The organism is uncultured Streptococcus sp. (assembly GCF_963545685.1).
Lineage (GTDB): Bacteria > Bacillota > Bacilli > Lactobacillales > Streptococcaceae > Streptococcus.
The window spans coordinates 46,396-67,030 of record NZ_CAUUKN010000003.1 but is presented as its reverse complement, the minus strand read 5'-3'; the positions used below and the strand labels follow the sequence as shown (position 1 = coordinate 67,030).

The 20,635-nt window shown below is 40.0% G+C and carries 20 protein-coding genes; 4 read left to right on the top strand and 16 right to left on the bottom strand.

Annotation, left to right across the window (positions count from 1 at the left end; all coding sequences use genetic code 11):
- Positions 1 to 7: 7 nt before the first annotated feature.
- The 11 genes from RWZ99_RS01400 to add all read right to left on the bottom strand — a co-directional run bounded on the left by RWZ99_RS01400 (position 8) and on the right by add (position 11,047).
- Positions 8 to 139: a teichoic acid D-Ala incorporation-associated protein DltX gene (locus RWZ99_RS01400; protein ID WP_002885174.1), complete on the bottom strand. Its 132-nt coding sequence runs from the start codon at positions 137 to 139 to the stop codon at positions 8 to 10.
- 176 nt (positions 140 to 315) lie between these two features.
- Positions 316 to 2,064 carry an ABC transporter ATP-binding protein gene (locus RWZ99_RS01395; RefSeq protein ID WP_314675911.1) on the bottom strand — a complete coding sequence of 583 codons (1,749 nt, stop codon included), beginning with the start codon at positions 2,062 to 2,064 and terminating at the stop codon, positions 316 to 318.
- Positions 2,054 to 3,793: an ABC transporter ATP-binding protein gene (locus RWZ99_RS01390; protein WP_314675910.1), complete on the bottom strand. Its 1,740-nt coding sequence runs from the start codon at positions 3,791 to 3,793 to the stop codon at positions 2,054 to 2,056. Before RWZ99_RS01390 ends, RWZ99_RS01395 begins: the two co-directional genes overlap by 11 nt.
- A gap of 31 nt (positions 3,794 to 3,824) precedes the next feature.
- Positions 3,825 to 4,436: a lysozyme family protein gene (locus RWZ99_RS01385; protein ID WP_314675909.1), complete on the bottom strand. Its 612-nt coding sequence runs from the start codon at positions 4,434 to 4,436 to the stop codon at positions 3,825 to 3,827.
- A 1-nt stretch (position 4,437) separates the two neighbouring features.
- Positions 4,438 to 5,415, bottom strand: coding sequence for a nucleoid-associated protein (locus tag RWZ99_RS01380; protein ID WP_314675908.1), 978 nt, complete (start codon positions 5,413 to 5,415; stop codon positions 4,438 to 4,440).
- Positions 5,416 to 5,421: 6 nt separating this feature from the next.
- The gene (gene glyA, locus RWZ99_RS01375; protein ID WP_314675907.1) at positions 5,422 to 6,672 is read right to left on the bottom strand and encodes a serine hydroxymethyltransferase; all 1,251 of its coding nucleotides are present in this window, start codon (positions 6,670 to 6,672) and stop codon (positions 5,422 to 5,424) included.
- 93 nt (positions 6,673 to 6,765) lie between these two features.
- Complete coding sequence (locus RWZ99_RS01370; RefSeq protein WP_314675906.1) at positions 6,766 to 7,368, bottom strand: L-threonylcarbamoyladenylate synthase; 603 nt, start codon at positions 7,366 to 7,368, stop codon at positions 6,766 to 6,768.
- On the bottom strand, positions 7,358 to 8,191 hold the full coding sequence (gene prmC, locus RWZ99_RS01365; protein WP_314675905.1) for a peptide chain release factor N(5)-glutamine methyltransferase: 834 nt from the start codon (positions 8,189 to 8,191) through the stop codon (positions 7,358 to 7,360). The genes RWZ99_RS01370 and prmC overlap by 11 nt, the downstream gene beginning before the upstream one ends.
- Complete coding sequence (prfA, locus tag RWZ99_RS01360; protein ID WP_314675904.1) at positions 8,188 to 9,267, bottom strand: peptide chain release factor 1; 1,080 nt, start codon at positions 9,265 to 9,267, stop codon at positions 8,188 to 8,190. Before prfA ends, prmC begins: the two co-directional genes overlap by 4 nt.
- Before the next feature lie 35 nt (positions 9,268 to 9,302).
- Complete coding sequence (locus RWZ99_RS01355; protein ID WP_314675903.1) at positions 9,303 to 9,899, bottom strand: thymidine kinase; 597 nt, start codon at positions 9,897 to 9,899, stop codon at positions 9,303 to 9,305.
- Between the two features lie 137 nt (positions 9,900 to 10,036).
- The gene (gene add, locus RWZ99_RS01350; RefSeq protein WP_314675901.1) at positions 10,037 to 11,047 is read right to left on the bottom strand and encodes an adenosine deaminase; all 1,011 of its coding nucleotides are present in this window, start codon (positions 11,045 to 11,047) and stop codon (positions 10,037 to 10,039) included.
- 174 nt (positions 11,048 to 11,221) lie between these two features.
- Between add and yghU the strand changes: the two genes are divergently transcribed.
- The 4 genes from yghU to RWZ99_RS01330 all read left to right on the top strand — a co-directional run bounded on the left by yghU (position 11,222) and on the right by RWZ99_RS01330 (position 14,302).
- On the top strand, positions 11,222 to 12,010 hold the full coding sequence (gene yghU / locus RWZ99_RS01345; protein ID WP_314675899.1) for a glutathione-dependent disulfide-bond oxidoreductase: 789 nt from the start codon (positions 11,222 to 11,224) through the stop codon (positions 12,008 to 12,010).
- Between the two features lie 80 nt (positions 12,011 to 12,090).
- Complete coding sequence (locus tag RWZ99_RS01340) at positions 12,091 to 13,035, top strand: bifunctional oligoribonuclease/PAP phosphatase NrnA (RefSeq protein WP_314675897.1); 945 nt, start codon at positions 12,091 to 12,093, stop codon at positions 13,033 to 13,035.
- A complete protein-coding gene (locus RWZ99_RS01335; RefSeq protein WP_314675895.1) occupies positions 13,022 to 13,954 on the top strand; it encodes an FAD:protein FMN transferase in 933 nt (310 codons plus the stop codon). Before RWZ99_RS01340 ends, RWZ99_RS01335 begins: the two co-directional genes overlap by 14 nt.
- A 105-nt stretch (positions 13,955 to 14,059) precedes the next feature.
- Positions 14,060 to 14,302 carry a type B 50S ribosomal protein L31 gene (locus RWZ99_RS01330; protein WP_002945948.1) on the top strand — a complete coding sequence of 81 codons (243 nt, stop codon included), beginning with the start codon at positions 14,060 to 14,062 and terminating at the stop codon, positions 14,300 to 14,302.
- Positions 14,303 to 14,423: 121 nt separating this feature from the next.
- Here RWZ99_RS01330 and RWZ99_RS01325 read toward each other — a convergent pair whose 3' ends face one another.
- The 5 genes from RWZ99_RS01325 to gyrA form a co-directional block, all read right to left on the bottom strand.
- Complete coding sequence (locus RWZ99_RS01325; protein ID WP_314675891.1) at positions 14,424 to 15,686, bottom strand: NRAMP family divalent metal transporter; 1,263 nt, start codon at positions 15,684 to 15,686, stop codon at positions 14,424 to 14,426.
- 139 nt (positions 15,687 to 15,825) lie between these two features.
- A complete protein-coding gene (locus RWZ99_RS01320) occupies positions 15,826 to 16,794 on the bottom strand; it encodes a DUF1002 domain-containing protein (protein WP_314675890.1) in 969 nt (322 codons plus the stop codon).
- A 113-nt stretch (positions 16,795 to 16,907) separates the two neighbouring features.
- Entirely contained in the window at positions 16,908 to 17,309 is a 402-nt protein-coding gene (locus tag RWZ99_RS01315; RefSeq protein WP_314675888.1) for a VOC family protein, read from the bottom strand.
- A 36-nt stretch (positions 17,310 to 17,345) separates the two neighbouring features.
- Positions 17,346 to 18,107 carry a class A sortase gene (locus tag RWZ99_RS01310; RefSeq protein WP_314675887.1) on the bottom strand — a complete coding sequence of 254 codons (762 nt, stop codon included), beginning with the start codon at positions 18,105 to 18,107 and terminating at the stop codon, positions 17,346 to 17,348.
- Complete coding sequence (gene gyrA, locus RWZ99_RS01305; protein ID WP_314675886.1) at positions 18,107 to 20,575, bottom strand: DNA gyrase subunit A; 2,469 nt, start codon at positions 20,573 to 20,575, stop codon at positions 18,107 to 18,109. Before gyrA ends, RWZ99_RS01310 begins: the two co-directional genes overlap by 1 nt.
- Positions 20,576 to 20,635 lie beyond the last annotated feature (60 nt).

The window sequence follows — 20,635 nt, the reverse complement described above, 5'->3', positions numbered from 1 at the left end:
ATTCTTCCTAAAATTCATTATAGATAAAATTACCTTGACCTTGTCCGAGGTAATTGTAGAGATAAATTAGGGCCATAAAAATGGCGAAATAAAGCAAAGTTTGTCCCAAAAAGACAAGGACATTTTTGTGTTTTAACATTCTAATTTTCGATACCTTTTTTTATATAATATCATCTCTAGTTTACCATCCTATCGGTACTTTTTCCAATAAAAAAAATAAAATAAATTAATTTCATTTCTTTTTCATCTCTTACTTTCATTAATAAATAATACATTTAAAAGTCAAAAAAACAGAGCCTAAACGCTCTGCAATTTTTAATTATTTTGTGACTTTTGGGCTGTCTGCATACGATAGTACATTCCCTTAGTTCTCATTAATTGATCATGGGTTCCATGTTCAACTATATCACCATTATTCATTACCAAAATAAGGTCTGCATTTTCAATGGTAGATAATCTATGAGCAATAATGAAACTAGTACGACCTTTCATCAGTTTAGCAAAAGCTTCTTGAATAAGGAGCTCCGTACGAGTATCGATACTTGATGTTGCTTCATCCAAGATAAGAATTTTAGGAACATTGACAAATATCCGAGCAATAGTTAGTAACTGACGTTGCCCTTGTGAAAGAGATTGCCCAGCATCTTTCAAGAAAGTGTCATAACCTTGAGGTAATTGTTTAATAAAGAAATCGGCATTAGCTGCTTTAGCTGCTGCGATTACTTCCTCTCGACTAGCTTCTGGATTACCATAGGCAATATTATCGTGGATAGTGGCGACCTCAAGCCAGGTTTCTTGTAGAACCATCCCAATCTGCTTGCGAAGACTTTCACGGGTATAATCCGTAATAGGTCGACCGTCCAGCAAAATTTGTCCCTTGTCCAAGTCATAAAAACGCATGAGAAGATTAATCAAAGTCGATTTTCCCGCTCCTGTTGGACCAACAATAGCAACGGTACTAGCAGCAGGAATATCAATACTCAAATCTTTGATAAGAGGTTTATTAAGCAAATAGCCAAATTGAACATGGTCAAATTGAAAACGCCCTTGAACATCTGCTTCTTCCAAAACCGCATTGCCCGTTTCTGGTATTTCATCTTCATCTAAAATCATATAAAGGCGATCAGCACAGGCTAAAGCACTTTGAAGTTCAGATAGGACAGATGAAATGTCATTAAAAGGTTTAGTATACTGAGTGACATAGTTTAGGAAGGTAGTCAATTGTCCCACTGTAAATGTGCCCCCCGACATGATGCGATAGGCCCCAACACCTGCAATGAGAGCGTAAATCAGACTATTAACAAAGCGTGTAGCTGGGTTAACCGCTGACGAGTAAAAGATGGCACTCTGTGAATAGTTAGCATACTTACCATTAACCTCTTTAAAATTGCTAACCATCTGGTCTTGAGCATTTAGACTTTGTACCAGAGCTTCCTGAGTCAGACTTTCCTCAATCAGTTGTGTCTGTTTGCCTCTCCACTTGGTTTGGTTGCGATAGAGTTGATAACTCTTCCTAGCAATAAAACGAGCCACGAGCATTGATAGAGGCGTCATCACTAGAACTAAGAGCATCATGAACCAGTCTAAGCGAGCCATGGTAATGATTATGACAAAGATAGTCAAGAGCCCAACGAAAAATTGATTAAAGACCATAAGGAGTCCATTATTCAATTGGTCACTATCTGTAGTCACACGGCTAACCATGTCTCCAGTTCCTTGACGATCAAGGTAACTAAGAGGAATAGCATGAATTTTCATCATGACTCGTTCACGTAAACTTTCGCTATAAGAATAAATCAATCGATTATAAATTAAAGGGTTAAGCCACTGGATTATACTATTAGCTAAGATAACCAAAAGCATCTGCCAAATCAAACGTGACATCAAAAGGACGGCATTCATCTTAAGAACCGCGTCCACTGCATCACCAATCAAAATAGGTAAATAAACAGTCAAAGCAACTTGAACAATGGTCCCAACAGTTGCTAAGGCAAAAAGGTAACGCTGACTTAAGATATCTCTACTTAAACGTTTAAGCGTTGACTTGTTATTTCTAGCCTTCATCAGCAACCTCCTTTTGATGTTGAGAATAATGAATGTCTTGATAGAGTTTGTTAGTAGCAAGCAATTCTTCATGATTACCCAAGCCAACTTGATATCCCTTATCAAGTACCAAAATTTGATCAACAGCTTTTAGGCTATTTGTTCTTTGCGAGATAATAATCAAACTAGTTGATTTAAGATTTTCTCTGATAGCCGCTAATAGACGACTTTCAGTCAAGTAATCTAAAGCTGAAGTCGAATCATCCAAAATTAAGAAAGGCGCTGGTCGCATCAAAGCCCGCGCAATAGTCAGACGCTGACGCTGGCCACCTGAAAAATTACGGCCAAAAGACTCAACTGGCTCATCTAAACCAAGGTCCTTATCCCTTACAAAATCAGCAGCCTGGGCCATGTCAAGAGCATGCCACAGTTCTTGCTCACTGGGTTCGTAATCAAGTCCCAATGACAAGTTTGAACGAATGGTTCCCCTAAACAACTCAGCTTTCTGTGGGACATAGGCAACCCAAGACCGCCACTCTTTAAGATTAGTCGGCGACGACTGATTATTAAAGATAGTCAAACTACCAAACTGAGGTTGATAAAGATTCATAATTAAATTAACCAAGGTTGATTTTCCCGAACCTGTACCCCCAATAATCCCCAGAGACTCACTTTCAAAAATCTTAAAGTCGATTTCTTGGAGCGATGGTTGACTAGCTGTAGGATAGGTAAAAGTCATCTTGTCAATTTCAAGGGCTATCCTTGGTTGATTTGGTTTCTTGATTGTTAAAGGTGCTTCAATGTCCTCATCTTCAAGATTGAAGATAGCTTGGACTCGTTTTGCCGAAATAAAGCTTTGGTTGAGATTAGTCAACATCATGGCTAATTTAAGGAGCTCCGTCAAAATCTGCAAGAGATAATTAACCAAGGCGATTAGCATACCTTGAGACAAAAGACCACCTTGAATTTGTAGATTCCCTTGCCAAAGAATGGCAATTAGGGTCATATTAACAACTAAGAATGTCAAAGGACTAATGAGACTTGCTATCACTCCTGTTTTAAGTTGCCACTTCTTCAAATTTTTATTGACAGTGGTAAAGTTATCTAATTCACGCTCACTCTGACCAAAAGCACGAATAACCCTCATGCCCTCGAGTTGTTGACGAGTATTGGTTACAATTGATTCATTAATCACTCGAATCTTGGCATACAGAGGATTAACAATATGGCTAGCAAGTACAATTATAAGAGTCAATACCAAGACCATCCCAAGAAACCATAAGGTTAAACGTGGGCTAATACGGAATGCCATAATAATGGCTCCCGTCACAATGATCGGTGCCCTTAAAAATAGTCTCAAAAACTGATTAATACCTGTTTGGATTTGAAAGGTGTCTCCAGTCAAACGTGTTACCAAACTTGAAGTACCTATTTCATCACGCTTTTCCTTTGACAATCGCATTATTTTTGCATACAAATCATTTGTCAAAGCTTGGGCATAACCAACTGCTGCCCTAGATGAAAAATACTGTGCTGAAATAGCAACGACAACCCCAATCACGGCAAGTCCAAATAAGAGAAAAATCATCATAAGCAGATGATTTTGGTCTCTATTTGGAATAGTTGTGTCGACAATTCCAGCAATAACTAGAGGGACCAAGAGTTCGAAACTGGCTTCGATTAATTTAAAAACAGGTCCCAGGATACTATCTTTAACATATCCTTTAAAATAAACTAATAATGCTTTCATTTGTCTTTCCTTAAGAATGAAGTGGTTATTCTTAGAGACGAGAGAACATTCGCATCAAAAAGAGATTAAACTGCACTTCTTTAGCGTAATAAATATTTCCGCCATTTGTATAGAGCTTACCCCCACCATAATACATGGCAACAGGTTGATAATAAGTATAGGTTTCCCCACTAGTGTTTCCTAGACTTGGAGCAACAACATTTTTAGAATAGGCCTTTGCTAGTTCAACGGTGTTAACACCGCCGTTATCAGCTACATAATCAATATAGGCCTTACCAAAGTTATAAGCTTGCACTGCTGTCCAAGGATCGACCTTATGGTGGGCAGCCTCTTCCAGATTATCCGAAAGAACCGTCACCCCCTGACGGATACTTTCTTTTTGGTCTGTAATGGAGTTGGTTACCCCCGTAGAACTTTCGCTGGACTGCATTACGTCATCTGTCTTCCCCTTGGTTTCTGTGTAAATCATAGCCAGAACCAAATCGACATTGGTTGTATTTTCAATGTCATCCTCTGCCAAGACCTCCTTAACCAAGGATTCATAAGTTAGGACATGTTGGATGTTGGCATGGATTCGAAAGCATTGGATACCTATGATGAGGACTACGACAAAAACCACCAGACGTCTTATCCATTTAAACATATTATTTATTGATGATATCCTCGATATTTTTGATGAGAATAGAGTAGGTGCCATCAGGATTTTGAATAAATTCAACACTATCAGCGTCCTGATAAACGTTATTCGGCACAATTAACTCAATTCCGTTTGATAACGATAATTTTTGATTCTCCAATTTCTTAATTTGACGAGAATGGTCAATATCTGAAACTGAAATGGGTTCAGGAATAACCTCTTTAAGCTCATCAACGAAGGTCAAACGAGCTGTCAAATTATTATCAAAGAGCTGGTCCGCTAATTTTTCAGGTGACAATTCTTGATCTTCTTCCAAATTATTGAAAATAGCAGATTTCATTTTTCCTTGGAAGTTAAAGTCATCCTGATTAAAATTCTCAGCAATCTTCTGTGCAGTATCTTCAACCATCTTAATCGATTTTTTGACAGACTGCTCAGGCTTAACCTGCAACAGATTTTCAGAGAAATAATTGGCAAAACTACCGTTATGCTTAATACGCTTTTCAATCAGATAATACTGCCTACTACTACGGTTGATAATCAAAGCTTCATCTGGTGTCTGAGCCGCAGAAGGCAGATTATTTTGTGACACCTGAATAGGGTGCTGACTATCTCCTAAAGAATGAATCAAACTGTCCTTGAGAGCAATGCGCAAGAAAGCAAAATACTCTTGCCCTTCTTTATCAAACTGAATAAAGACCAAATCATTGGTCTTTTGATCTTCAGAAATGACAAATTCTTCCTTCCAAAGTTGGGAAATTTTGACTGAACTTTCCATCAAATCATCACCTAGATGACTGATAAAAACATTTTCCTCATCGAAATAGCCTCGTTTAGCCTCATCTGAGAAAACCTTAGAGAGTTTCTTTCTAAAATACTCATCTAAGCGTGGTGTTATTTCAAGAGGAGACTCTGCCAAAACCAGTTCTGTATCATTTGGCGAAAACTGATGGATGATAATGCGTTTAATATATAAATCTAACATAATTTATTAATAGAGTGGGAAGGCATCTGTAAGAGCTTTAACTTCTCCTCGAATGCGTTCCAAAACTTCAGGTTTATCGTGATTTTCTAAAGCTTCAACCATCCACTCTGCAATCTGACGGCTCTCAGCTTCACCCATACCACGGCTTGTAATTGCAGGACTACCGACACGAATACCAGATGTTTTGAATGGAGACAACTGCTCATAAGGAATACCATTTTTGTTTAAAGTAATGTTTACTCCTTCAAGAACGTTTTGCGCAACCTTACCATTTTCGACAACTTTAGTAACATCAACCAAGAAGAGGTGATTGTTAGTTCCACCTGAAATGACTCGGAAATCTGGATGTTGATTGAAAACGTCCGCCATAGCAGCAGCATTCTTGATAACATTTTCACCGTATTCTTTAAAGGCAGGGTCAAGTGCTTCTTTAAGAGCGACAGCCTTGGCAGCAATAACGTGTTCCAATGGGCCACCTTGCAAACCAGGGAAGACCGCAGAATTCAATTTCTTAGCGATATCTTCATCATTAGTCAAAATCAAACCACCACGAGGACCACGAAGTGTCTTGTGGGTTGTTGTAGTTGTCACATGTGCATAAGGAACTGGACTTGGATGATGACCAGAGGCTACAAGACCTGCAATGTGAGCCATATCTACCATGAGGTAAGCACCTACAGCATCAGCGATTTCACGGAATTTAGCAAAATCAATGATACGTGAGTATGCTGAAGCCCCTGCTACGATGAGTTTTGGTTGTACTTCTTTAGCTTGCGCAAGAATGGCATCATAATCAAGGAGTTCAGTTTCTTTATCAACATTGTAAGCCACAAAGTTATAGGTCTTACCAGAGAAGCTAACCGGTGCACCATGTGTCAAGTGACCACCCGCTGACAAATCCATCCCCATAACAGTATCACCAGGTTGGATTAAAGACATGTAAACAGCAGCATTGGCTTGGCTACCTGAATGAGGTTGCACGTTAGCAAATTTTGCCCCAAAAAGTTCTTTAGCGCGTTCAATAGCAAGAGACTCAACCACATCAATCACGTCTGTACCACCATAGTAACGTTTACCTGGATAGCCTTCTGCATATTTGTTAGTCAAGAGTGTTCCTTGAGCAGCCATAACAGCTTTAGAAACCACGTTTTCAGAGGCAATCAATTCAATATTGTTTTGCTGACGTTCTGCCTCAGCATCGATGGCGTTCCATAGTTCAGGGTCAAATGCTTTGTAATCTTCTTTGTCAAAAATCATAGGGGTCTCCTTTGAGGTCTAATGGGCTTTCAATCAACGCACCCACATACAGTCGAAAGTTATCTCACTCTTTCTTAGGTCTCTGTTAGTCATTTATTCTATGGTCAACTCTGGTAAAGCTGCCAATAGGTCATCTTTTGTTATTTTTCCTTGTCTGAGGATCCTAGCAGGTGAGACCGACAAATCCAAAATCGTCGAATCTACACCTAACAAGGCATTATCATCCCGATAGCCAGTCACCTGAAAATCAAATTGTGCTCTAATATCGTCGAAATGACGACCACTTTCCTTCCCAGACTTATTGGCTGATGGGCCAATCAAAGGCCCCTCAGCTTGAATCAACTCTCTAGTTACGGGATGGTTTGGCAACCGAAATCCAACCGTTGCCAATCCTGAGTTAATCCATCCTGGTACTTGATCATTGGCTTTTAAGATGATGGTCAGAGGTCCAGGCAAAAAAGCATCGTACAATTGTTTCAAATACCTAGGTTGCTCTTTTGAATAGGAAAGGATATCTTCATACGAGGCTACATTCAAATTCATGGCTTTGTCTCTAGGTCGATTTTTTAGCTCATAAACATAATCGACTGCTTTCTCATCCAAAGCCTTGGCAAACAGACCATAGACAGTCTCTGTGGGAAGGACAACTGCCCCTCCATTTGCCAAGATTTCTTTTAAATCCTTGTTACTTACCATTATCCATCACAACCATTCTATCCTGCCCAAATTGGTCCTTAAGAATACGCACGCGCTTATTTGGGAAATGAAGAGACAAGAGTTTCCTTAAATCTTCGCCCTGCTTATAGCCTATTTCAAAATAGAGTTTTCCTTGAGGATTTAGATACTTATCTACGTCCTCAATAATCCGTCTATAAATGGTAAGGCCATCTTCATCCGCAAACAAGGCCATCTTGGGCTCACTAGTCAAGACATTTAAGCCAACTTCGTCCTTATCATTTTCAGAAATATAGGGAGGGTTTGAGACAATGATATCAAAACTACCAGAAATATTTTCAAAAACATCTGATTGAATAAAGCTGATGTCTACCTGATTAAGCTTAGCATTCTCCTTGGCAAGTACCAGAGCATCAGCTGACAAGTCACTAGATGTCACTTGCCACATCGGACGACTCTTTTTCAAGGATACCGAAATAGCACCACTCCCGGTTCCGATATCAAGAACCTTGAGCACTGTGCTCGGGTTTTCCGCTAAAATTAAGTCCACTAATTCCTCAGTTTCAGGTCTCGGAATCAAGACACGCTCATCAACCTGAAAACGTAAGCCATGAAAATTTTCATAGCCCAAGATATATTGAGCAGGCTTGTGAGCCTTAAGTTGTGTGAAAATGAGAGCTAATAGCTTTTCATCTTCCTCCGAAACTTCCTGCCTCAATTGGAGAACAAAATGAGTCAAGTCCCATTGCTTCAAACCACGATAAACAAAGGAAAGGGCCTCTGGCTCTTCACCGATAGCGTCAAGCTCCTTTTCATAGCTAGCCAGGACATCCGCTAAAATCATTTGTTAAGCTCTTCCAATTTTTGTGTTTGATCGTAAAGAACCAAAGCATCAACAACTTCATCTAGTTTACCAGACAAGATAGTATCTAGTTTTTGAAGAGTTAAGCCGATACGGTGGTCTGTGACACGGTTCTGTGGGAAATTATAAGTACGGATACGCTCTGAACGATCCCCTGTCCCAACTGTAGATTTACGCTCAGCATCTTGCTCATCTTGAGCAATTTGTGCAAAGTGGTCCGCAACACGCGCACGGATAATCTTCATGGCTTTATCACGGTTTTTCTGTTGCGTACGTTCTTCTTGCATTTCAACTTTAATTCCAGTAGGAATGTGAACCATACGCACCGCAGTTGCAACCTTATTGACATTCTGTCCACCAGCACCAGAGGCGTGATAAATATCAACACGAAGATCCTTAGGATCGATTTCGTACTCCACTTCTTCAACTTCTGGCATTACCAAAACTGTTGCTGTAGAGGTATGAACACGACCTTGACTTTCAGTCACAGGCACACGTTGTACACGATGCGCTCCAGATTCATATTTGAGTTTAGAGTAGACTGATTGTCCTGAAACCATGGCAACCACTTCCTTGATACCACCGACACCATTATATGATGCTTCCATGACTTCAAAGCGCCACCCTTGTGTTTCAGCGTATTTTTGGTACATAGCTAGGAGGTCACCCGCAAACAAGGCAGCCTCATCTCCCCCAGCAGCCCCACGAATTTCAAGGATGATATTCTTGTCATCATTAGGGTCTTTTGGCAAGAGGAGAATTTTCAAGCGTTCTTCATACTCTTCTTTAGCTGCTTTAGATTCTTTGAGTTCTTCCTTAGCCATTTCTTCCAACTCAGCATCACCACCAGCTTCCTTAATCATCTCTTCAGCATCTGAGATACTTTGGATAACTTGCTTGTACTCACGGTAAGCTGTTACAGTTTCACGAGTATTAGCTTCTTCACGCGACAACTCCATGAAGCGTTTGGTGTCTGAAACGACTTCAGGGTCGCTAAGCAATTCACCCAATTCCTCATAACGGTCTTCAACCGCCTGCAACTGATCATAAATATTCATTTGTTATTTTTCTCCTTGTATACCTAATAGTATCTTTACTTCTGTTTCAAAGGGACTATTCTTTCTCGAGGTGGATTAAACCAGTGTTTTCGACAAACTGAGATGTAACTCTCGTGACCTCCAATTTGTACCTGTGCCCCCTCATAAACTGGCTCACCATCGTCCATGCGTAGAACCATAGTTGCCTTTCTCGAACAGTAGTGACATATGGTCTTAATCTCTTCAATTTTATCAGACAAAAGTAAGAGATACTTAGATCCTTCAAATAGATTATTTTGAAAATCATTTTTGAGACCAAATGCCATAACTGGGATATCCAACTCGTCAACAATTCGTGCCAAATCATAGACATTTGCACGAGTTAGAAACTGAGCTTCATCAATCAAAACGCAATAAGGTTTCGGATTCATATCAGCAATATAGCCAAAAATATCCGTGTCATCTCCAATTGGATAAGCCTTACGTCTCATACCAATACGACTAGAGATATAGCCGACCTCGTCTCGATCATCTAATCGACTGGTCAGCAGCACTACCGGTTTCCCTTGCTCTTCGTAATTATATGCAACCTTAAGGATTTCAATGGATTTCCCAGAATTCATGGTGCCGTAGCGAAAATAAAGTTGTGCCACACCAGACTCCTCTTAAATTTGTATTGTACCTATTTTATCATAATTCTAAGCGCAAAAGGGAGAGAGTCCGAACAATTTTTGAAAAAAAGTTCGCCTCACTCCCTTATTTATTAAGAAGTATCGTTACTCCCACTCCCTTATGAATAGGCTTTAGCTAATCGTTCAAGGAGTTCTTCTTTCTCCTCTTCACTAGCAAAGGAAGCTTCAATCGCTGTCTTATTATGTGCATAGAAATCTTGAACTGTGCTATCAAAATGCTTGTGATAGAGTTCGTATTCCTTGGTTAAGTTTGTATCAGAAACCGTACGATTGTCTGTATTAATCGTAATGTTAGCACCTGCTGCTTTCATTTTAAGGTACGGAAAATCATTAAGAGTCACTGCTGCCTTGGTCTGTAGATTACTTGTTAAACATAACTCACCCGTTACACCGTTTTTGATAAATTCATCCAAAAGTTCTGGTTCTTGAGCTAGGATAGTCGCATGGCCATTACGCTTAATTCCCATAGCAATTGACTCAGCAAGAAAAACCGGACAGCCACACTCACCAGCATGGAAGGTCATAGGACGGTTGTAACTTTGGACTTGTTCAATAAGAGGTTTAATCGCTGCAGGTCCATAATGATGCTCATCACCGGCAAAATCAAAACCAACAAAGTCACTATCTTCAACTTCATTTGCTTCATCAAGAATACGAGCCGTTAATTCTTGATCTGATTGGCGCATGCCACAAACTAGGGCCTTGGCTACAATACCGAATTCTTCTTGAGCTTGACGTAAGCCTTGACAAACAGCATCAATGGTTTCAGCGACAGTCAATCCCTTATCCATTGACAATTCTGGAGCAAAACGCACTTCAATATAGATAACATTTTCAAGAGCAGCCTGTTTAGCAACATCATAAGCCGCAACGGTCAAGGCTTCCTTTGTTTGAAGCAAAGGACGAATATAATCAAAAGCCTCAAGATAATCTAAGAGACTCTCACAGGTAGCAGGTGCTGTCACATGGTGTTTGAGCTCCGCATCGTCCTCAGGTAACTCAATCTGTGCCAAGTCAGCTAGGTGGCGAATGGTTTCCAATGATAGAGAACCATCCAAATGACAGTGTAGTTCTGTTTTAGCCAACTTATGAAAATCAATAGCAGTCATTCTTTTCTTCCTCTCTAAACAATATGTTTTTTATCAGATAAAAATTAATTTTTACTATCTTATCATTCTTATAGAAAAAGTCAAGGTATCGCGCCTAATAGGACGTAGTAGATTCTTGAAATGCCATTAGCATTTTGTTAGGATGTAACTATCAAGAATACAAGGAGAAACTTTATGTCTGACTATATTTTACCAGAAGTTTGGGAAAACCCAACCTCTATGGGAGGTGCCTGGGGTGGCCTAAACCAACCTACAGCTGGCGCACGTTTTGAACAAACTCTGCCAAAAGGTGACCAACCTTTCCAACTCTATACACTTCCAACACCAAATGGCATTAAAGCAACTATTATGCTTGAAGAACTTAAAGAACTCGGTGTGACTCAGGCGGGATATGATGCTTATCGTATTAAGATTGGTGATGGTGACCAGTTCGGCTCAGACCTTGTTTCTATCAATCCTAACTCAAAAATTCCTGCTCTGATGGATTATTCTGAAGAACAACCGGTGCGTGTCTTCGAATCGGCTAACATCCTCCTTTATCTTGCTGAAAAATTTGGAAAACTCATTCCAACAGATCATGCTAAACGTACAGAAGTTCTCAACTGGCTCTTTTGGCAAACAGGTGCGGCACCTTTCCTAGGTGGCGGATTTGGTCACTTCTTCCACTATGCACCTGAAAAAATCGAATACGCCATCAACCGTTTTGCTATGGAAGCCAAACGCCAACTTGACTTGCTGGATAAAGAATTAGCAAACAAACCTTATATTGCTGGGGATGAATACACCATCGCCGATATCGCTATCTGGTCTTGGTATGGTCGTCTTGCCCAAGACAAGATTTGGGATAGGGCTGGTATTTTCCTTGATGTAAAAGAATACAAGCACCTTCAAGCTTGGACTGAGAAGATTGCTAACCGTCCAGCAGTTAAACGCGGACTTGAAGTCGAATATAAAGATATCTAATTTTTGTAACGGTTTGCCTAGGTGAATCGTTTTTCTATTGTTTCATGATATAATAGAAGCAAAATAACAAGGAGACATACATGACTTTATTTCAAGCTATTTTAGAAAAAATCAAAGCCTACGACACTATTATTATTCATCGCCACCAACGACCAGACCCTGATGCTATTGGTAGTCAGATAGGACTAAAAGAAATTTTAAAAACAAACTTCCCAGATAAAAAGATTCTTGCAACAGGTGTCAATGAACCTACCTTATCTTGGATTGCTGAGATGAATGAGGTGTCCGACAAAGATTATGAAGGTGCTCTTGTTATTGTTACCGATACAGCCAATACTCCGCGTATTGATGATAATCGTTATGATAAGGGTGACTTTCTTATCAAAATTGACCATCATCCTAACGATGATGCTTATGGAGACCTGCTTCTGGTTGATACCTCTGCTTCAAGTGCCAGCGAAATTGTGACCGACTGGGCTCTCACTCTTGGTCTTTCCTTGTCAGATGCTGCTGCTCGTGTTCTCTACAATGGTATTGTTGGCGATACGGGTCGATTCCTCTACCCATCTACAACACCTAAAACACTAGAAATCGCTGCTAAACTTCGTGAATATGACTTTGATTTTGCTGCTATGGCTCGTAAAATGGATAGTTTTCCTTTCAAAATTGCTAAACTTCAAGGCTATGTTTTCGATAATCTTGAAGTTGATGAAAATGGGGCAGCCCGCGTCGTCTTAACTCGAAAAGTTCTTGATGACTTTAATATCACTGATGCTGAGAGTTCTGCTATTGTTGGAACTCCTGGCCGTATTGATAGCGTTGAATCATGGGCTATTTTCGTAGAGCAACCTGAGGGCCATTACCGTGTACGTCTTCGTAGTAAAAGCATTGTCATCAATGAAATTGCCAAACGCCATGACGGTGGAGGCCACCCACTTGCTAGTGGTGCCAATTCCTACAGCTTAGAGGAAAACGAACAAATCTATCAAGAAATTAAGGATACTGTAGCCCATGCAACTCACTAATCGTCGTGTACGTCTCATGGGGACTGTGATTGATGTCTCCATCTATCATGAACAGCCAGAGCCTCTACTTGATCAAGTTGAAGTGCTGCTTAATCTTTATAATAAGCGTTTTTCTGCCAATGACGACAGTTCCGAACTCATGAAAATTAACAAGGCGGCAGGTTTACATCCTGTGAAGGTTCACCCAGAACTCTTTGAACTTATATCTCTTGGAAAATGGCATAGTTGCCAGCCGGGCAGTCACCTTAATATTGCTATTGGACCTCTCATTCAGACTTGGCGAATCGGCTTTTCTGATGCCAGACTCCCCCTTCCTGAAGAAATCGCTCCACTCCTAGATATTATTAATCCCAATGCTATTGTTCTATCCGAGGAAAATCAAAGTGTCTTTCTCCAAGAAAAAGGCATGAAAATTGATCTTGGTGCTCTAGCAAAAGGTTATATTGCAGATCGCATTGCAGATTATCTTAAAGCTGAAAATGTCACTAGTGCTCTGATTAATCTGGGGGGCAATGTCCTAACATTTGGACCAGCCTTACACAATCCTGATCAAAAATGGCGAATTGGTATTCAAAATCCCAAGGAGACTAGAAATACAAATCTTATGGTACTTGCTATAAGAGATCAATCTGTAGTTACTTCAGGAATATATGAACGCACTTTTGAGATAGATGGCAAAACCTATCATCATATTTTTGATAGTCAAACTGGCTACCCGGTCTCTAGTGATCTAGCCAGTCTCACCATTATTTCATCTCTCTCAGTGGATGGCGAAATTTGGACGACTCGTTTATTTGGGTCAAGTCTTGAACGCATTTTCCAGGAAGTTAGTTCGCAACCTAACCTTGAAGCAATCATTGTTGATAAAGATAATCACTGCTTCCAGACAGCTGGCATATACAAGATCCGACTTTCCTAAAAAATAGTAAAAAAGACTTGTCAAGAAGACTAGCTTTTGATAAACTAAAATAGTTAAAAAAACTATGGTGCGGAAAGTACCATGGCAGAAAGGAAATATTTTAACATGAAAAAAGATATCCATCCAGATTACCGTCCAGTAGTATTCATGGACACAACTACTGGTTACCAATTCCTTAGCGGTTCAACTAAACACTCAAACGAAACAGTTGAATTCGAAGGTGAAACTTACCCACTTATCCGTGTAGAAATCTCATCAGATTCTCACCCATTCTACACTGGCCGTCAAAAATTCACACAAGCAGACGGACGCGTGGATCGTTTCAACAAAAAATACGGTCTCAAATAAGCAACCTCTTGTTGTTAAGCCATTCCGATTGGAATGGCTTTTTTCTTGTTCTCGGCTATAACTTCTCCTTCATATTTAGGATTGAAAAAAACAGCTTCCCAAGGGAAACTGTTTAATCATCTTATCCTGCTTTACCAATAGCCAAAGCCCAGATGAAGAAAATAGCAAATCCAAATAAGAAAATCAAACCTGCAATGGCAAGTCCTTTCAACCAAGCTGGAAGGTCTTTCTTCTCTTTAGTAACAAGTACATAGTTCAAAAGCGCAAAGAATGGTGTTGTAAGGAAAGAACCAATCATGGCGAAACGAAGCATTATTGCTACTTGACCTTGGAAGAAGAAAATAATGATAAGACCAAGAATAGCTGTCAAAGTCATCCAAACTTTCAAAGGTGTCTCATTGGAGTCTTTTTTGTTAAACAAAAGACGAAGAGATGTTTCATTTACACGTGAATAACCATCAATAACTGTGATTACAGTACCGAAGATACACAAGAAAGCGATAAAGGTAATCAAATAACGTGACCAGTCACCCAGTACTGATGCGTACATACCAACAAACTGCGCAATATACTTAGCTGAAGCAGCCTCAACAGGTTTCCCTGTTGGATATTGGATAAGGGCACCAAGTGCTACGAAGAATACTGCAAGAATAGCTGTTCCGATAAAACCAACGTTAAAGTCAAAGAGTGCATCTTCGGTATTAAAATCAACTGTTTTCTTTTTCTCAGCTGACCACAGTGAGTTGATAGCTGAAATCTCAATCGGAGCAGGCATCCATCCAAGAAGTGACACGATAAATGGAAGAGCGGCTAGCTGCCATGGTGATTTTTCAACGAAATCAGCGCTATACTCTGGATGTTTGATTGCCGCAATAATAACTGCTGCTACTGTTGCAATAGTCAAAGCTGACATGATCCATTTAGCCATACCGTCAAGAAGTTTGTAACCACCAAAGAGTAACATACCCCAGATAATTGCAACCAAGATAATTGACCATGTGGTAATACTCAAACCAAGCATTGGAAAGGCACTGGCAATGATGGCTGAACATAGAATGGAAACTCCCGCTGTATTAACCAAGGCTGAAAAGACATTCAAGATGAAGAATACCCAGAGGTAAAATTTCCCCTTTTCAGCGTAACCTTCAACCAAAGTTTTTCCTGTATCTGTGGTATATTCCGCACCAAAACGGAAGAACGGGTACTTGAAGACGTTGGCAAGAATAACTAGGCCTAGCAAGGCCCATCCATAAGAACCACCCGCTTGAGTTGATGAAACGATATGGGAACCACCTACGGCAGCAGATGCCATTAGGATACCTGGTCCCATTGCTTTTATTTTACTACGCCAGGTAGACTGGTTAGATGCATTTGTTTGTGACATAAAAAAATCTCCTAAAACAAATTTTCAGAATAATCTGAATTGATGCTTACCATTTTACACAATTGTTGGAATAATTTCAATAGTATTTCACATATTTTCTGAAAAATATAAAAAAGCCATCCAAATGGACAGCTTTTCACTATTTAGAAAGTCCAGTAAAGAAATCTACGATAGCTTGCCAGATTTGTGCAAAAATATTTTTGCTGTTCTCAAGTGTTTTGTTAGCATCAAAGTTTAAGTTGATGCCAGAGAAAGTATTACCCGCTTTCGAAACGATAGAATCTTTAAGTGAACTCAAACTTGACTTGAAGCTAGCGCTATCAATGATTGATGACTTAGATAAATTTAAAGCAAAGTTCACCAAAAGATTGATTTGTGTATCAGAAAGATTCAAGTTGTAGTTATTGATGGTTTGCTGAACAATCGTTTTAGCTTGATCCTCAGTCAACTTATCCCCTTTATCAGCGACTGCCGCCTTGATATCAGTCATAGCTACATTAAGCTTATCCGCATCATAGTCACTTTTTCCTGAATTTTCCTCATTGATTTGAGAAAGGGTTTTAAGCTCCTCTTGAGCAAGCTCTTTACTTTCATCTGAAACTTTAGCTCCATTCTGCTCTAGAGAATAATAAATACCAGCCAAGGCACTTTCCCCAGTAACTGGAATAGGTGCTGCTACTGTAATCTTAGCATGTTCAATACCAAGTGTCGTTGCAGCATTACGATACATATCTGAAGTGATTTTTGTGATATTTTGTGGTGTCACAATTTCTACACTCAAGGTTTCCTTAGCACCTAGTTTAGCAATCTTAACTGAAGAATATAACTGAAGACTAGAATCATCTGCAACATTCATGATATTTGCATAGGCCGTAGTCGTTAAAGTCTTGACATTGGTATCCTTGCTACTATCATAACCTAGCAAGTTCAAGGTCTGATTACGCTCTTCCTCTGACAAAGAATAACCCATAACATATTCAGGTTGAACATAAGACTCATCAATAACCTTTTGGACGTCTGACGATGTGGCTGCTTGAGCAGCTGAAGCAAAAGTTGTCACCGAAGCTAGAAAAGCCATCCCAGCAACGAAAAGTTTTTTCAATTTCATGTGTGTTTCCTTTCGAAAATAGAATAATATCCATAATCTCCTGAAGGACGACCGAGTATGGGCTCAGCCGTGAATTCATTATACCATGACTTAAAAAAATAGGGTCAAAAAAACTACTCATGCAATTCCAAGGGGAGCCCGTCTGGATCAGCAAAGAAAGTCATCTTTTCCCCAGTAAAACTATCCTTGCGAATAGGTTGGCATGAAATACCTTTTTGTTCCAAAGCCTCGACAACCTCTTCAATATTAGCCACTTTAAAAGCTAAATGACGTAGTCCACACGCCTCAGGATAAGACAGACGCTTTGGTGGCTCCACATAGTCTAAATCACTAGTCTTATTTCCAAAGATTTCCAGTTCTATATCACCACAACGTAAGTCTAATTTATAATCATGACGTTCCGAACGGTGATTTTCACGTATCATTTCAAAACCTAGTTTATTAACATAAAAATCTCGAGAGCGCTCATAATCAGAAACAATGATTGCGAAATGGTGTATTGTTTTCAAAAACATTTTTCCCTCCATAGAAAAAAGCCTTACGGCCTTTTCTTAACTTTGAAATTGATTGTATGACTTATTGAAAGCTTCAATAATATCTGAACTTGCCTTATCAAAGTCTACCTGCGATTCCAAGTTCCCTTTGACAATTGTACGCTGAGTTGCTTCAGCATCTGTACAAGTTACCAAAGTCACTTCAGACTTGCCAGGAGTGTCATCAATCACTGCTACTTCAGTTGGTTGGACAATTTTAACCTCACTGATAACATAGGTGTAAACCTTATTTTTATCCGTAAGGTAAATCTTCATTCCTTCTTTAGCCCTATCTAATGGGGAAAAGAGCATATCAGAAGCCCCAGCGATACCGAAAATATGGTGACTAGCCAATGAGTAGTTATTTTCTCCACCCATGACTTGATTTTCCTTCATAGTTCCAGCACCATAGGTAAGCTCTGTATTGCCGAGTCCTTTGAAAATAGGGAGATTAATACCAACCTCAGGGATAGCAATTCCACCAATGACTGGAAGATCTTGGGCATCCATCTGGGCTTGCAAGACCGACTCTGTACTAATCGATTTAACCGTATCAAAGTCAAAACTCGCCTCAGCTTCCTTGTTTTTCTCTATGGTCTTTTTAGAAACATTACTTACTTGATATTTATTAGTATTCCAAGCGATTACAGTGTTTCGAATTGATTTATTGAAAATTAACGCTAAACCAACAACCAAGAGAACAACAATCAAGCTCCAACGAAGAACCTCAAGCCACTTACGACGCTTTTTAGGCGTCTTATTTTTGTTATCTTTACTCATTAGTTGTCACCACTTTCTTGGTCTTCAGTAACTTGATCAACTTCTTCAGGTTCAACCAAAGCGAAGGTAACAATACGAGCAGTAGCATCTAAACGCATGACCTTAACCCCTTGAGTTGCACGACCTGTTTGAGAGATATTAGCAACTGCGGTACGGATAATAACACCCGTATCAGTTATGACCATAATATCCTCATCACCAGAAACTGTAACAATACCTGCAAGCTTACCATTTTTATCAGTGATATTTGCTGTCTTAATACCTTTACCACCACGACCCTTAGTTGGGTATTCAGTAGCTGATGTACGCTTACCGTAACCTTTTTCAGTAATAATCAAGACTTCTTGGTCTTCAGTAATAGCTGTTGCACCAACGACTTGGTCACCGTCACGAAGGGTTACCCCTTTAACACCAGCAGCCATACGACTCATACTGCGAATAGTATCCTCTTTGAAACGCACACTATAACCAAATTTAGTCCCAATAATAATTTCTTCATTACCAGTAGTCAAGAAGACATTGATGAGTTCATCACCTTCTCTAAGTTTCAAGGCAATCAAACCATTTTGGCGGATATTTTTGAATTCTGCTTCTTTAGTTCGTTTCACTAAACCTTGGCGAGTTACAAAGACAAGGTGATTGTTATCTGATGCTTCATCACTCTTGGCATTAATCACTGTTTGTATTGTCTCACCTTCATCCAACTTCAAGAGATTGACAATTGGTAAGCCCTTAGCTGTACGGCCGTACTCAGGAATTTCATAACCCTTGAGACGGTATACACGCCCTTTGTTAGTCATAAAGTAAAGGTGATCATGAGTGCTTGTTGAAACGATATCACGAACAAAGTCGTCATCGTTCACACCTGTCCCTTGAACGCCACGACCTCCACGTTTCTGAGAACGGAATTCGTCTTGAGCCAAACGTTTGATATACCCCTTGTTAGAAAGAGTGATAACAACATCTTCTTCTTCGATTAGGTCTTCATCTTCAAGTGAGACAACTTCACCGACCATCAGCTCTGTACGACGGGCATCTGCGAATTTACGCTTACTTTCATCCAATTCTTCCTTGATGATAGCAATGACACGTTCAGGTTTTGCCAAAATATCAGCCAAATCAGCAATCAAGGCAAGGAGATCATTGTACTCATTTTGAATCTTATCACGTTCCAAACCGGTCAAACGACGCAAACGCATATCAAGAATGGCTTGGCTTTGACGTTCGGTGAGTTCAAAGCGAGCCATCAACTCGGCTTGAGCCTCTGCATCAGTTTGACTATTACGAATAATCGTAATCACTTCATCCAAATGATCAAGCGCAATCAGCAAACCTTCTAAAATATGTGCACGTGCTTCAGCCTTATCCTTATCAAACTGTGTACGACGGACCACAACCTCTTGTTGATGAGCAATATAGTCAGCCAAAATTTGACGCAAGGAAAGGATTTTTGGCACACCCTTTTCAATGGCCAACATATTGAAGCTAAAGTTTGTCTGAAGTTGAGTTAATTTGAACAAATTGTTCAAGATTACATTGGCAGACGCATCACGACGCACTTCGATGACAAATCGTACCCCCTCACGAGAAGACTCGTCGCGAACTGCTGTAATCCCCTCAATACGTTTTTCCTGAGCCAAACGAACGATATGTTCATGGACCTTAGTCTTATTGACCATATAAGGAAACTCAGTGACTACAATGCGCTCACGACCTGATTTGGTTGTTTCAATTTCGGTACGCGAACGAAGAACAATAGAGCCTTTACCAGTCTCGTAAGCACGGTGAATACCAGATTTCCCCATGACCAAACCACCAGTTGGAAAGTCTGGACCAGGAAGAACCTCCATCAACTCACGGGTTGTGACTTCAGGATTGTCCATCATCAGTTTAACGGCATCTATAGTTTCAGCCAAATTGTGTGGTGGAATGTTGGTCGCCATACCAACCGCAATCCCTGTAGCACCATTAACAAGAAGATTTGGAATACGTGATGGAAGAACAATTGGCTCACGTTCAGAACCATCGTAGTTATCTTGAAAATCTACGGTATTCTTATTGAGATCACGGAGCATCTCCAAGGCGATTTTAGACATACGCGCCTCAGTGTAACGCTGAGCGGCTGCACCATCACCATCCATAGAACCAAAGTTTCCGTGACCGTCAACCAACATGTAACGGTAGCTCCACCATTGCGCCATACGAACCATGGCTTCATAGATAGATGAGTCACCGTGTGGGTGATATTTACCCATAACATCCCCGGTAATACGGGCAGATTTTTTATGAGGCTTGTCAGGTGTCACCCCAAGCTCATTCATTCCATAAAGAATACGACGTTGTACAGGTTTTAAACCGTCACGAACATCTGGGAGTGCACGAGATACGATAACACTCATGGCATAATCGATAAAACTCGTTTTCATCTCAGACGTCAAATTAACGTCAATTAAATTATTATCTTGCACTCTAAAAATGCCTCTTTTCTTTCATTCAAATCATTCCAATTTCTCATAAAAGAGAATGGA

Excerpts from the sequence above, each read along its gene's own strand:
- prmC (WP_314675905.1), bottom strand. The coding sequence starts at position 8,191 with ATGATTTTAGCGGATGTCCTGGCTAGCTATGAAAAGGAGCTTGACGCT.
- RWZ99_RS01310 (WP_314675887.1), bottom strand. The coding sequence starts at position 18,107 with ATGAGTAAAGATAACAAAAATAAGACGCCTAAAAAGCGTCGTAAGTGG.
- RWZ99_RS01320 (WP_314675890.1), bottom strand. The coding sequence starts at position 16,794 with ATGAAATTGAAAAAACTTTTCGTTGCTGGGATGGCTTTTCTAGCTTCG.
- RWZ99_RS01340 (WP_314675897.1), top strand. The coding sequence starts at position 12,091 with ATGACTTTATTTCAAGCTATTTTAGAAAAAATCAAAGCCTACGACACT.
- glyA (WP_314675907.1), bottom strand. The coding sequence starts at position 6,672 with ATGATTTTTGACAAAGAAGATTACAAAGCATTTGACCCTGAACTATGG.
- prfA (WP_314675904.1), bottom strand. The coding sequence starts at position 9,267 with ATGAATATTTATGATCAGTTGCAGGCGGTTGAAGACCGTTATGAGGAA.
- RWZ99_RS01315 (WP_314675888.1), bottom strand. The coding sequence starts at position 17,309 with ATGTTTTTGAAAACAATACACCATTTCGCAATCATTGTTTCTGATTAT.
- RWZ99_RS01370 (WP_314675906.1), bottom strand. The coding sequence starts at position 7,368 with ATGGTAAGTAACAAGGATTTAAAAGAAATCTTGGCAAATGGAGGGGCA.
- RWZ99_RS01400 (WP_002885174.1), bottom strand. The coding sequence starts at position 139 with ATGTTAAAACACAAAAATGTCCTTGTCTTTTTGGGACAAACTTTGCTT.
- yghU (WP_314675899.1), top strand. The coding sequence starts at position 11,222 with ATGTCTGACTATATTTTACCAGAAGTTTGGGAAAACCCAACCTCTATG.
- RWZ99_RS01385 (WP_314675909.1), bottom strand. The coding sequence starts at position 4,436 with ATGTTTAAATGGATAAGACGTCTGGTGGTTTTTGTCGTAGTCCTCATC.
- RWZ99_RS01395 (WP_314675911.1), bottom strand. The coding sequence starts at position 2,064 with ATGAAGGCTAGAAATAACAAGTCAACGCTTAAACGTTTAAGTAGAGAT.
- RWZ99_RS01330 (WP_002945948.1), top strand. The coding sequence starts at position 14,060 with ATGAAAAAAGATATCCATCCAGATTACCGTCCAGTAGTATTCATGGAC.
- RWZ99_RS01390 (WP_314675910.1), bottom strand. The coding sequence starts at position 3,793 with ATGAAAGCATTATTAGTTTATTTTAAAGGATATGTTAAAGATAGTATC.
- RWZ99_RS01325 (WP_314675891.1), bottom strand. The coding sequence starts at position 15,686 with ATGTCACAAACAAATGCATCTAACCAGTCTACCTGGCGTAGTAAAATA.
- add (WP_314675901.1), bottom strand. The coding sequence starts at position 11,047 with ATGACTGCTATTGATTTTCATAAGTTGGCTAAAACAGAACTACACTGT.
- RWZ99_RS01335 (WP_314675895.1), top strand. The coding sequence starts at position 13,022 with ATGCAACTCACTAATCGTCGTGTACGTCTCATGGGGACTGTGATTGAT.
- RWZ99_RS01380 (WP_314675908.1), bottom strand. The coding sequence starts at position 5,415 with ATGTTAGATTTATATATTAAACGCATTATCATCCATCAGTTTTCGCCA.